This is a genomic window from Pseudoalteromonas sp. L1, from assembly GCF_021728095.1.
Classification (GTDB): domain Bacteria; phylum Pseudomonadota; class Gammaproteobacteria; order Enterobacterales; family Alteromonadaceae; genus Pseudoalteromonas.
In genome coordinates this window covers 535,634-548,061 of sequence record NZ_JAKKCT010000002.1, presented here as the reverse complement: position 1 = coordinate 548,061, position 12,428 = coordinate 535,634, and the positions used below count along the sequence as shown (strand labels likewise).

Genomic DNA, 12,428 nt, shown 5'->3' with positions numbered 1-12,428 from the left:
TCATTTGTGTTTGTACTTGTGTGGATGCACATAGCACTGAATTGTTGTCAAACTAACGCAACTTAATGTTGCTTATTTTTCTTGCTCTGATTTTAGGCAGCGCTGTCATTTTAAGTTTGAGAGGCTATTAAACGCTTTTAAATGCAGGGGAGTCTTGAATCTGAATGAAAAGTTATGAAATGTTAAAAATAGATTAAATCAAATGGCTTTTTATGATTTATTTAATTGAATTTACTGCATTTTTTAATTGTTAAAAAGTTTCGTTTCTTTAATAAATTAAGTTTACTTATTAACTTTGAGATGAAAATTAGCGCATGATTCATAACTTATAGATGTAAAAGTGTGCAAATATTCGCTATTTGAACTCGCAATTATTAACAGTTCTTTGTGAATGTGGCGACGCGAACAAACGTGTTTTAGGCACGTTTATCCGCATTTTAGTGAAGGCTATTAGGCACCTTGTCGCTTAATTAAGCAAAAGTGCTTTTTACCACGTTGGATTAGCCAATACTGGTCAAATAACCCAAAATCAAGCTCTTGATTATCTGAGGTTACTTTATCGCCATTGACACTAATGGCGTTACTGTCTATTAGTTCCCGCGCAATACGCTTTGATTTAGCTAATCCAGTCTCTACTAATAACGCTAGCATGTTTTGCGTTGCACTTGCTATGCAAGGCAAACCATCGAGTTCTAATTGTTTTAGCTCACTTAAACTCAACTGCTGAACATGACCTGTAAATAAAGCGTGTGTTATGCGCTGTGCGCTTTTAAGTTCTTTTTCACCATGAACAAAGCGTGTCATTTCTGCTGCGAGTATCAGCTGTGCTTCAGGTTTAGCTGTACTTGCTTTGTCTCGTTGTTCAATTGCATTAATGTCTTCACAGCTTAAAAAGGTGTAATAGCGCAAAAGCGTGTAAACATCAGCGTCGCTTGTTGATAACCAAAATTGGTAAAAAGCATAAGGAGACGTTTTTGTTGCATCAAGCCAAATAGCGCCTCCTTCTGTTTTTCCAAATTTAGTGCCATCTGATTTTGTAATTAACGGCAAGGTTAAGCCAAAGACTTGAGCGCTATTTTGCCTGCGAGTAAGATCAATACCACTGACAATATTACCCCATTGATCGTTACCACCAATTTGTATACTACAACCATACTGACGATTTAGCTGTGCGTAATCGTAAGCCTGTAGCAAAGAATAACTAAATTCAGTAAACGAAATACCTTGCTGAGCGCGGTGCAGACGTTGTTTTACTGACTCTCGGTTGATCATATTATTGACAGAAAAGTGCTTGCCTACATCACGGAAAAAAGTGATGACATCTATTTCCTTTATCCAGTCAGCATTGTTAACCGTTAGTAAGGGTTTATCTAAATGAGGCAATAATAAATTTTGAATTTGGCTTGTTAATGCCTTAACCCAATCTGTGACTATCTGCTCGCTATTTAAGTTGCGCTCATTAGCTTTAAAGCTAGGATCGCCAATCATACCTGTAGCGCCACCTATAAGCGCAATTGCTTGATGGCCCGCGTCTTGAAAGCGCTTAAGCATAATAAGTGGTACTAAATGACCAATATGAAGGCTTCCCGCAGTTGGGTCGAAACCACAGTACACAGTTTGAGGTGCATCATCGAGTTGCTGCTGCATCTGTTCAATGTTACTAGCTTGAGCAATTAGCCCGCGATCATTTAATTGTTGAATAAGTGTCATCTGTCTTGTCTTAATTTTTACTATCAGGTTGACAGAGTACGGATAGAGAACCGCGATTTGTATGTCTCAAAAGGGACAGTTTTAGGTTTATTGCGTAATTAGGTGGTTTAAGAAAAGCTGGAAAAGTTCACTTAATGAAGCCACGTGTAATTTTGCATAGATGCGTTTTCGGTGGTTTTTAACTGTGCCTTCAGATAAACCAAGCTGGGTTGCTATTTCTTGGCTATCAAGGCCTTGAATAATTAAGGTTACGATTTGTTTTTCACGTTTTGTAAGTAAGTGCTGACCAAAAGTGAATAGGGCATGCTTAATTAATTCGCGTTTTTTCTCAGTATGAAGCGCAGGTTGCAATAAAGATTCAGCAAGAAGAAATTCTGCTTGTAGCCAATGTTGCTGACATAGTGACTGAATTAGACAAAAGTGTGACTTTAATGTGTTTATATCTTCATGAGTAAATAAATGGTCTTTTTTGGTTTTACCTAAGTAAATAATGACCCAGCGCTCAGGCTCTATCTCAATAACGAGGCAAAGCTCATCTTGCCAACCTGTTTGTAAGTAAAAATGTGAGTAATCGGTTGAGGAGGTTTTAGCTTTATTGTTCATGATATCCTTTAAAGAATGAACCCCTTGTTTTTTGTTGCTTAAAATCATCTGATAAAAGGGATCATCACGAAACGATGCCGTTAAGTAGCGCTCAAAAAGTAGCTCACGTGACTCTGTAATTGAGTCAAACAAATAAATTGGATGTTTATTACCTCTTAAACCCGTTATAACAGCACAATCAAAATTTACAATATGATTGATAAAAGCCACTAACTTAGGCGTAAACGTGACTGAATTAATTGCCGAAATGGAAGCGGCGAGTAACTGATTAAATGTTTTTTCTATCATGAGATTAAGAGGTAATAATGCGCTTGGTACATCATAACGCAGGGAGGAGTATTTTTAAAAGTGATGGGTTTTATGAAGCTGTGCACCGCCAATTTAGAAAGCTCACTGAAACAAAGGGCGCACTTCCCAATGAAAATAGTTTGATGAAATTATGTATGTGGACATATTGAGCGCTTCAAAGGAATGGACAATGCCAATCCATAGCTGGAATCTTATATTTTTCAATTAGCCATCCACTTCGAAGGTAGGTTAGATGCTGTGCTAGATATTTAGCAGTTTAAGCTGATACAGAATTTTAATCCCCTCAACTTAATATCCACTAAATTTGCAGAAAGTGCTTGGCTATATTTGGCGAAAAATGAACACTTAGCCAAGCATTTGGTATTATTTTGATAATATGAGTAAAGCTTATTTAAATTCGACAAAGCCTTTATCGTCGTTAGCTTTATATTTTTTAAGCGAGTCTTTTAATGCTGAATCTTGATCATCACTTAAAGGCCAACCAGCATCAATTAATTTTAAAAAGTCACACAAAGCCACCCAACCAACAACCTTTATAGATTTATCTTTTTCCCATTTCTCGCCATCCCAATCAATATAATCATAAGAACCAAACCCAGTTTCATACCTAACAGCTACAAAATATAACCCTGGCTGAATAGGGGGCTCATTCTCAATCCAGGCTACAGGAAGTTCTGCTTTACTCATTATTTTACCTCTCTGAATTCTTCAGCTTACTAAATTATTACTGCTTAACTTGTTAAGCGTTGTTTCCAAGTTTGCTAGATGATGAAAATGTTTTACAACAAACTTAACTTCCTTGGGCTCAGTGTAATGTTCAGTAATCTTATTAATACAATCTAATTGCAAGCTTGTAGCAGTATGGATATTACTAAAATTGTTTTTTCTATCTCAAATGTAGATGAGCTATCGTGATTAGCGAAGTGTTCGATTTACTTTTACTGTGTAAGCAGCTAATCCAGAATAAAAATTAAGATAGCTTCTAGTTTTGCAATATCCAAGTCTTCCTTTAGTCGTTCAGCTAAACGTTTCGTTTGGGCTTATAGTTTGGGCTTATAGATTATAACGGCTGATTAACTCGTCAATTTTTCTTCTCACTGGGGCGACTACATCTGATTGGTTTGCTAGTATGACGACAATGAATCCACTATCAAGATGAATATCTAAACGCGCATCAACCCCTAAATAGGCACCGCCGTGTCCTACTTTACGATTGTTAGGCTCGCCACTTACAGAAAAACCATAGCCGTACCAAAAAGCAGAGTTATATTGTGTCTTCTCAGAGTAAGCGTCTTCGGTAAAAGCTTTACTGAGTAATTTAAATTCGGTTAGAGCCAGAGAAAAGTTATGTAAATCTTCGAGAGTAGAAAAACCGCCACCTGCGGGGCTGCCTTTAACCGCTCTGGTGTAACGGCTGTCTACCCACTGGTCGCTATACGATCTTTTTAAATAACCAGATGCTAAGTTATTTGTTACCGAATCAAGCTCGAAACTTCCTGAATTAGGCATATTTGCTTTATTGTAAATATTTTTTTGAACATATTCGTAATAGCTTTCGCCAGAGACTTTTTCGATAACTAAGCCAAGCATTAACATTCCTGAGTTACTATAGCGGTTTCGTGTACCTGGCTTGAATAGCAGTTCGCTCTTTGATATCAGTGGCTTGTATGCAGCTAGATCTCTGTATATTTCTTTATTACTTTGATTAAATTCGTCGTTAAAAAAGTTTCCTAATCCTGATGTATGTGTCATGAGCTGCCTTATAGTGATCAAATCAGCGTGTTCTTTGGGTAGCCAGCTCTTATCAACATACTGGATTAGCTTATCTTCAAATTTTAATTTCCCTTGCTCAATTAGCTGTAACGCCGCAATTGCAGTGAACATTTTGTTGATTGAGCCTAAGGCAAATCGTGTATCTATTTCATTTTTTTCATTCCATGTTCGATTCGCATAGCCAACAGCGTCTTGATAAATGATGTTACGGCCTTTAGCGACTAAGACAGAGCCTGAAAAAGCATTTTTAGCAGCTAGGTTATTTATAAAGCTAGTCAGTGCTTTTTTTAGTTCTTGCTTAGAAATCGGCTTTTTAGGTATTTCTTGGGATTCAGGGTCTTGTAATGTGAAATAATTAAATTTATGAGGAGGGTTCTCCTCTTTATTGATGATTAGGTTGTATTTTAGCTGATTGTTGCTGGATATAACTTCGACTATTTCATTGTTACCTTCGGATGGTAAAATGTTTACTAGCTGGAGCTCGCCATAGGTATTTTGGGAGTTTAGAAAGTCGCCTACATGCGCATCAATACCAAACCTTTCTATTACATTTTCAGACATATTATTAGAAACATAATCAATGACCTCAAGGCGCGAGCCTTCATTAAATACGTTGATGAATGTGGGAGCTAACACTTTATTCGCTAATGAGGGGAGAGAATAAAGTAATGTGGTTATGATTAATAAAAACGTTTTCATTGAAATTCCTTTGCTGATGAAAAGACAGAGTGGAGATAGTGTTAGTTGTTTTATCTTCGTCCACTACTTTTACGCGGCAAGAACTAATTTTGACGTTCATTAAGTGCAAAAACTGCTAGTTAATACCAATAATAAGATGATGCTAAATTAATAACTCTATGTTTTTTTTACAAAAATGTATGCGCGAATTTACTGTGTACTCGATAAAGAAAATACCTTCTGCTATCTACTGAACACTTCATTTTTACCTCCTACTGATAATTCATCGTTGTTTCATAAATGCGACAGCCAGCCCTGAAGAAACAAACGTGATCCCAGCTCCAATATTTAGCCCTGAGACTAGCTTGGGCTTATCTTTCAACCATTTAAAGAGTTGCGATGAAAAAACACCCATTAGGCTAAAGCCAATTGCTGTTAATATCGCAAACCAAACCCCGTAACCAATCATTTGAATTGTTACTGAACCCAAGTTAGGGTTCACAAACTGGGGTACAAATGCCAGAACAAAGATCCCTGGTTTGGGGTTTAATGCAGCTGAGAGAAAGCCGGTAGAAAAGATAGTTGTTAGAGATTGCTTCTTAGCAGGCTCTAATGAAAAGAGGTTTTTCGTACGTAGCACTTTTACACCTAACCAAATTAGGTAAGCGGCACCAACTAGTTTTACGACATAAAATGCGACTTCAGAGGTTTGAATTAACAGCGTCAGGCCAAAAGTAGCGGCAATAACATGAAATAAAATACCCGCACCAGAAGACACTCCCGACATAACCGCCGCCATTCGACCTTGACTTAATCCTCGTCCAATCGCGAGTAAATTATCTGGCCCAGGAGAGATAACGAGCAATAAGCAAGCAAGTGTATAAGTTACAAAAACCTCGAGTGGGAACATGAAACCTCCTTGTTACATGGCAAATAAAGCAAATAACTATATGTTTAAAGACGATGTGCACTTTATTTATACTTTCATTGAATGCTGCTTTTGTAAACTAGTTATATGGACTAATGTAAAGAAGAACTCGATAGGGGAAAGGGTTTTTAATCTTTATTCGTATTGATATTGGTGAGTTATTTTTGGCAAAAAGCCCCAGGAAACCTAGGGCTTAATAGTGTTACAAGCTCTTTTTCGGTGGCAGTGCAACGTTTGCGAATATAAGGCCTGCCACGAGCGACATGAAGATCAAAAAGGTTTGTTGACCAATGTGATCAGCATATACAAAATCTTGACCCTCAATTAATGAGTTAAGACCAATATAAGTTTTACTGCCCGGAACCAATACAATTAAGCCTTGCATAGCAACAATAGAAGCAGGCGCATTTGCTACACGGTTAAATAAATTACTAAACACACCCACAGCAAGTGCACCAACAAAAGTACCTAATGTGTAATCTAGATACATTGCCGAGCCAATACTGGTTCCATAAGCAATAAAGCCAGAGGCAATAGACCAAACGGCATGTTTAATCTTGGTTCTAAAAATGACAATTAGGCTGCTACACAGCATAAAAATAGCCAGCCATGCTGTCCACTTGGGTAATGGCTCAGGTTGTATAAAGTCTGTTTGTCCAAAGAGGGCAAAGCCAATTCCAATCCCTATAAAAGCACCAAAATAAAGCTTAAATAACAGCATAAAGGAGTCCATCACCCTTGCTGTACCAGATACTAAGTGTCTTGCTGCAAGTTCAGCGAGCCCAAGGGCAAGGGCAAGCCCAGGTATAAACACAATAATGGCAGAAAGCACCACTAAGCGTATGTTTATTTCGGCATCAAGATAGACACTAATTGCACAGGCTAAAATTGCTGAAACGATTGCGACTAATGGTTCGAGCATATGAGCGACACGTTTAGAACGTGTTGACCAAAGTACAAATAAATAAACAACGAGCGTGAGTAATGCTGACCAAAATACGTCATTCCAGCTGGTGCCCATTAACATTGCAAATGCACCACCAGAGGTTGCAAACGCGACACCTGTGGTAAATTTGTTGTACGGATTAGGCATGGTGTAAATAATGTCGAGCTGTTTATCAACCTCTTGTAACGTTAACTCGCCATTGAGCATTTTGTTTACTAAGTCATCGGTATCAGCCAGAGAGCCTAAATCGTGATCGCCAGGATCTACACGTGCAACATGGGTGTATTCTTCTTCGTGACCGTCTGTCCAGATCACAAAAGTAACGGATGTGGGCGACATAACAAAGGAAGACTTGAGCCCAAGGTATGTAGCAACTTCCATTAGGTGCGCTTCAAGTCGGTAAGCAGGTGTGCCATATTTATGGAGCATTTTACCCAGCTTAACGATAAATTTTCGTTTTTCAGTAAACGTTGCGTTTTTCAAAGGTGTTTTGAACCAAAGGTTAAATTGTTCAGTTAAGGATAGACCAAATTTCAATAAGATATAGTCATTGCTAAAGACAATATCGGTTAAATTTTCCAGCGCGATTTTAGCGGCAAACGCCGCTATGTCTAGTAATATTTAAGAGGAATTTACTTATTTTTTGCCTCAATCCATTGCGCCATATATTGTGTTGAACGCATAGTGTGATGTTTCAGCATTTGCCCCGTGAAATTTGCTTGCCTATGGCTAATAAGAGATTCACTCACGGCCTTTATTTTAGCGATTAATTGGGTTTGAAGCTTTGATTTATCATAATATTTTTGCAGTAACTGTTGCCCATGTTGTTGGGCTTGAGTAAATTGCGCTTCGCTTTTGTAAAGTGCAACCGCTGCGTCGGCAAACTGCTCGGTACTTTCGCATAGGGCACCCGGCCAAGGTTCATCTTTGTGCATACCTTCACTGCCAATTGGGGTGGTGACACTCGGTGTTTGCATAATCATCGCTTCAAGTAATTTACCTTTGATCCCAGCCCCAAAACGTAGTGGCGATAAGCACACTTTAGCCTCTTCCATTACTTTATAGGCATCTTCAGCCCAGCCTTTAATTAAAAAGCCTGTTTTTGGATTATTAAGTGCCGTTGCTTTGGGTGGTGGATAAGAGCCGTAAATATGTAATTCGGCATCAGGCAATTGTTTTCGAATAAACGGCCAAATCTGTTGTAAGTACAAAACAGCATCCCAATTTGGCGCATGACGAAAATTACCTATCGTCATAAAATGTTTGCGCTCACTGAATGATTTAGTGGCCAGGGGCAATGTTGTTAAATCAACTAAAAAGGGGAGGTGATGGAGCAAGGCTGCATCAACGTTGAATACGTCATTCAGTAACTGGATTTCAAAGTGTGAAATGATCAAACTAATGTCAGAGCGCAAGATGGCGGCAATCTCACGTTTTGCAATATCGCTGTGTAAATCTGCTGTGGTAAATTCGCGCCCTGCTTTATGTGCTTCGTGGCGGGCGTTTCTTAAACATTGAAGGTCTTCAGTGTCGAGAATTTTCAGAGCGTTAGGGCAGTATTTATCAATACGCCAGCCAAATTGTTCTTCCATCATAAAACGGTCAAACATAACAATATCGGGATTATAAGATTGCACATAGTCATCAAAACTTGAGCAATTTAGTGCAATAACCTGTGTACTAATGCCATCATCACTGAGGTCGACCATGTGTTCTGTTTTTTGTGCAGGGCTTGCAAATTCAACCTGCCAACCTTCGCTGCGAAAAGCCCGCAATAATGACATCATATGTGTGCCGGCTGCTGAGGAATTTGGCTCAGGCCACACATAGCCGATCACTAACACTTTTTTCATTTACTTGAGTCTCTTATTTGTAGGTTGACGTCCACCAAGGTTCGAACAGGGGGAGTCGACTGATTGAGCAATTCGTTGAGTACTTGGCAGGTTCTTTTGCCTATTTCATCGGCATTGATAGCAATGGTTGATAAAGAAGGCAGCATCAAGCGTGAGTCTTCAAGATCGTCAAAGCCAACGACCTTGATGTCTTTTCCAGGCTCAAGGCCATGTTGGCGCATAGCTTCAATAACGCCGTATGCTATCACGTCATTAAAACAAATAATTGCTTGCGTACTGGGTGCTTGCGTAATCAATTTATCGAACGCTTCGCGTCCACCTTGGCGATTGGTGGGGGCTTCAATGACGCATTTTTCATCATGAATGTTAAATTGTTTTAAAGCTGATAAAAAGCCGCTTAATCGTTCATGGTAATCAGATATTTCACTAGTGCCACCTAAAAAAGCAATGTCTTCAATACCCTGTGACAGAATATGGGAGGTGGCTACATGCGTGCCTTTTTTATTATCCGGCAGAATACAAGGGGCTGCAGAAAATGGGATCTCACGCATAATATTAATAACAGGAAACCCGCTTTCTATTAGATCATCTTGCCAGCTTTGCTCAGTGCCAGGAGCCGGACACATGATAAAAGCAGCGACATTATATTCTTTTAATGTTTTTACAACTTGTTTTTGCCTTTCAACATCCTCAGCAATGTTTACCAACATAGGTAACATACCTAAAGCTAAAATATGCTTTTCAAGGCCTACTGCCAGTTGCGCAGAATAGGGGTTAGTTAAGTCATTAATGACAAGGGCAACCAAGTTTGAGCGTTTACTTCTCAGTGCCGCTGCATCACGATTGTATACATACCCCAGCTTTTCAATTGCGCTAAGTACTTTATCCTTACTTTTTTTACTGACCTTATCACTGTTTGTTAGGACTAAAGACACGGTAGATTTGGATACTTGAGCTTCTTTAGCAACATCCCAAATTGTGACTTTGCCTGTTTTTTTAATCATTATATTTAGCGATAAGTAGTGAAAAGAGTACGCTTATTTTAGCGTAATTTTCAGGTTTAAGTCACTGATTGGCAGCTAAAAGAGTCGAAACTCTTTATGAATTGCCCTAAACTGTCTAGATTATCGAGAATAAAAACGAAAAAGGAACCGATATGAAAGCATTTAAATTGCTTTTTGCGCTAGTTATTGGCGTATCCGTTAGTGCCTCCAGTTTTGCCAACGAAGGATACCAAACTCCGTCACCAGCTCTTGCGGCTGTTGTTGATGCTAAATTAGCGCCCAGTAGCTACCTATCAAATGATGGTCAGTGGTTGGCGTTATTCGATAGAAAACGCATTGAAACATTACAAGACCTGTCAAAAGAAGAGCTTAAGTTAGCGGGTATAAAGCTTAACCCTGCTAATTTCTCACGTTCTCGAGAGCGAACAAAATTTACAAATATCGTTCTAAAGCATCTTGAAACAGGCACCGAAATAGAGGTAACGGGGTTACCTCAAGGCATTATTCGCGCGCCAAGTTGGTCTAGCGATAGCCAGTATTTAGCGTTCGTTGTAGAACAAGCGTCTGCTGCAAACTTATGGGTTTATAATGTCAGTACTAAACAAGCAAGGCAGTTAAGTGACACCGCTTTAAACTCAGTGCTTACTCGTTCGCCCTATAGTTGGCTACCAGATAGCAGTGCGTTGGTTGCTAATGCAGCCGTTAATTTAGGCAAAGCACGCCTTTCGAATGACACTACGGGGGCAGTGCCCGTTATTCAACAAAGTAGCGGTGAAAAAGCCCCTGCGCGTACGTATCAAAATTTACTTAGTAGCCCATTTGATGAGGCGCAATTTAAGTTTTATGGACAAAGCCAACTTACCTATATTCCGCTTAGTGGTCAGGCACAGCCGATTGGCCAACCAGGCTTAATTAAATCATTTTCAGTCTCACCTGATTCAACCAATATTTTAGTAGGCATGATTGATGAGCCATTCTCATATCAAGTTCCTTACAGCCGGTTTGCAGCCACATGGCAAATATGGGGTATGCGAGGGTATACGTTAGCTGAACTTGCTAAGCAGCCGCTAGCAGACAACATCCCACAAGGTTATGACAGTGTTCGTACTGGTCCTCGTGAGTTTCAATGGCGTGCAGATCAAGGTGCAGAAGTTATTTGGGCACAGGCGCAAGATGGCGGCGATATGAAAACAGACGTGCCTCATCATGACTATCTTTATAGCTTGCGTGCACCGTTTAAACGTGACCCAAAATTATTTGCTAAAGTCGAACGTCGCTTTGATTCAATAGAGTGGGGCAATAATAATGTTGCACTGTTATCTGAATGGCGCTTTAGTGATAGGCAGTTACGCACATACGTTATTCAGCCGCGCAATGCTGATCGAAATCGCGTGTTATTTTCAGAGCGCAGCTATAACGATGCTTATAAGGATCCAGGTAAACCCATTTATGAGCGAAACGATCTCGGTGTAAGTGTTATAAAAGTCGTTGGCGGGCGTTATGTTTTCCTACGTGGTAATGGGGCATCTGAACAGGGGAATATCCCATTCTTAGATCGTTATGATGTAAAAACAAACTCAAAAATGCGTATTTGGCAATCAGCTGCACCTTATTATGAACGTATTCGTGCGATGCTGGATGATGAAGGTGAGCGACTCATTACCATTAGAGAATCTAAAACCGAGCAACCTAACTTTTTTATCCGTGATTTAGACGACGATACGCTGACACAACTAACGACGTTTGAGCATCCTTACCCTGAGTTTAAAGGGGTCACAAAAGAGCTTATTCGTTATCAGCGTGATGATGGTGTTGAGCTAAGTGGTACCTTATACCTGCCACCAGGCTATGATAAAACCCAAGGCACATTACCTGTGTTAATGTGGGCTTATCCACTTGAATATAAAGATAAAGCGGTTGCTTCACAGGTACGTGAGTCTCCTTATCAATTTACCTATATTGGTTATTGGGGGCCAATGCCTTATCTTGCAAAAGGGATTGCGGTATTTGACGATCCGAAAATGCCAATTGTGGGTGTTGATGGCAAAGAGCCAAATGATTTATTTCGTAAACAGCTGGTGGCAAGTGCTAAAGCTGCGGTTGATGTGTTAGTTGAAAGGGGCATTGCAGATAAAGATAACATTGCTATAGCTGGTCACTCATATGGTGCCTTTATGGTGGCAAACTTATTAGCTCATAGTGATTTATTCAAAACAGGTATTGCTCGCAGTGGTGCTTATAACCGCACCTTAACGCCATTTGGTTTCCAAGGTGAGGAGCGTGATTTTTGGCAAGCCCAAGGTGTGTATGCGGCTATGTCACCGTTTTTCCATGCTGAGAAAATCAATGAGCCAATGTTAATGATCCACGGTCAAGAAGATCCAAACTCAGGTACATTCCCAATGCAAAGCGAGCGTATGTACGCGGCATTAAAAGGTCTTGGTAAAGAAGCCCGCTTAGTGATGCTGCCGTATGAGGCTCATGGTTATCGCGCTCGTAAGAGCCTATTGCATGTGCTTTGGGAGCAAGAGCAATGGCTTGATAAATACTTACTAAGTGAAGAAGAGCCTGTAGAGCCAGCTGCCGCTGAAAGTGTCACTCAGTAATTAGTTAAATGTTTATAT

9 protein-coding genes and 1 pseudogene are annotated in these 12,428 nt (G+C 39.7%); 2 read left to right on the top strand and 8 right to left on the bottom strand.

Translation table 11 applies throughout. The features are described 5' to 3' along the window. Window positions 1-450: 450 nt before the first annotated feature. Complete coding sequence (tyrS, locus tag L3V38_RS08620; protein WP_237119107.1) at window positions 451-1,710, bottom strand: tyrosine--tRNA ligase; 1,260 nt, start codon at window positions 1,708-1,710, stop codon at window positions 451-453. Window positions 1,711-1,797: 87 nt separating this feature from the next. Further along, window positions 1,798-2,601, bottom strand: coding sequence for a LuxR C-terminal-related transcriptional regulator (locus L3V38_RS08615; protein WP_237119106.1), 804 nt, complete (start codon window positions 2,599-2,601; stop codon window positions 1,798-1,800). A 74-nt stretch (window positions 2,602-2,675) separates the two neighbouring features. On the opposite strand from L3V38_RS08615, the pseudogene L3V38_RS08610 reads away from it, so the two are divergent. Further along, window positions 2,676-2,874 (top strand): annotated as a pseudogene (locus L3V38_RS08610) (IS256 family transposase); the annotation flags it as partial. A 135-nt stretch (window positions 2,875-3,009) separates the two neighbouring features. Here the strand turns inward: L3V38_RS08610 and L3V38_RS08605 are convergent. From L3V38_RS08605 to L3V38_RS08580, 6 genes are all read right to left on the bottom strand, one after another. Next, a complete protein-coding gene (locus L3V38_RS08605; protein ID WP_237119105.1) occupies window positions 3,010-3,309 on the bottom strand; it encodes a hypothetical protein in 300 nt (99 codons plus the stop codon). A gap of 366 nt (window positions 3,310-3,675) precedes the next feature. Then, window positions 3,676-5,094: a serine hydrolase domain-containing protein gene (locus L3V38_RS08600; protein WP_237119104.1), complete on the bottom strand. Its 1,419-nt coding sequence runs from the start codon at window positions 5,092-5,094 to the stop codon at window positions 3,676-3,678. 262 nt (window positions 5,095-5,356) lie between these two features. Next, on the bottom strand, window positions 5,357-5,983 hold the full coding sequence (locus L3V38_RS08595) for a LysE family translocator (RefSeq protein ID WP_237119103.1): 627 nt from the start codon (window positions 5,981-5,983) through the stop codon (window positions 5,357-5,359). Window positions 5,984-6,203: 220 nt separating this feature from the next. Then, window positions 6,204-7,430 carry a threonine/serine exporter family protein gene (locus tag L3V38_RS08590; protein ID WP_237119102.1) on the bottom strand — a complete coding sequence of 409 codons (1,227 nt, stop codon included), beginning with the start codon at window positions 7,428-7,430 and terminating at the stop codon, window positions 6,204-6,206. 149 nt (window positions 7,431-7,579) lie between these two features. Then, window positions 7,580-8,800, bottom strand: coding sequence for a glycosyltransferase (locus L3V38_RS08585; RefSeq protein WP_237119101.1), 1,221 nt, complete (start codon window positions 8,798-8,800; stop codon window positions 7,580-7,582). After that, window positions 8,797-9,804 (bottom strand): LacI family DNA-binding transcriptional regulator, encoded by a 1,008-nt coding sequence (locus tag L3V38_RS08580; RefSeq protein ID WP_237119100.1) that lies wholly within the window; start codon window positions 9,802-9,804, stop codon window positions 8,797-8,799. The genes L3V38_RS08585 and L3V38_RS08580 overlap by 4 nt, the downstream gene beginning before the upstream one ends. 152 nt (window positions 9,805-9,956) lie before the next feature. Between L3V38_RS08580 and L3V38_RS08575 the strand changes: the two genes are divergently transcribed. After that, window positions 9,957-12,410 (top strand): prolyl oligopeptidase family serine peptidase, encoded by a 2,454-nt coding sequence (locus L3V38_RS08575; RefSeq protein ID WP_237119099.1) that lies wholly within the window; start codon window positions 9,957-9,959, stop codon window positions 12,408-12,410. The last annotated feature ends 18 nt before the right edge of the window (window positions 12,411-12,428 follow it).

Coding starts and splice junctions, on each gene's coding strand:
- L3V38_RS08595 (WP_237119103.1), bottom strand. CDS start 5,983: ATGTTCCCACTCGAGGTTTTTGTAACTTATACACTTGCTTGCTTATTG.
- tyrS (WP_237119107.1), bottom strand. CDS start 1,710: ATGACACTTATTCAACAATTAAATGATCGCGGGCTAATTGCTCAAGCT.
- L3V38_RS08585 (WP_237119101.1), bottom strand. CDS start 8,800: ATGAAAAAAGTGTTAGTGATCGGCTATGTGTGGCCTGAGCCAAATTCC.
- L3V38_RS08580 (WP_237119100.1), bottom strand. CDS start 9,804: ATGATTAAAAAAACAGGCAAAGTCACAATTTGGGATGTTGCTAAAGAA.
- L3V38_RS08615 (WP_237119106.1), bottom strand. CDS start 2,601: ATGATAGAAAAAACATTTAATCAGTTACTCGCCGCTTCCATTTCGGCA.
- L3V38_RS08575 (WP_237119099.1), top strand. CDS start 9,957: ATGAAAGCATTTAAATTGCTTTTTGCGCTAGTTATTGGCGTATCCGTT.
- L3V38_RS08605 (WP_237119105.1), bottom strand. CDS start 3,309: ATGAGTAAAGCAGAACTTCCTGTAGCCTGGATTGAGAATGAGCCCCCT.
- L3V38_RS08600 (WP_237119104.1), bottom strand. CDS start 5,094: ATGAAAACGTTTTTATTAATCATAACCACATTACTTTATTCTCTCCCC.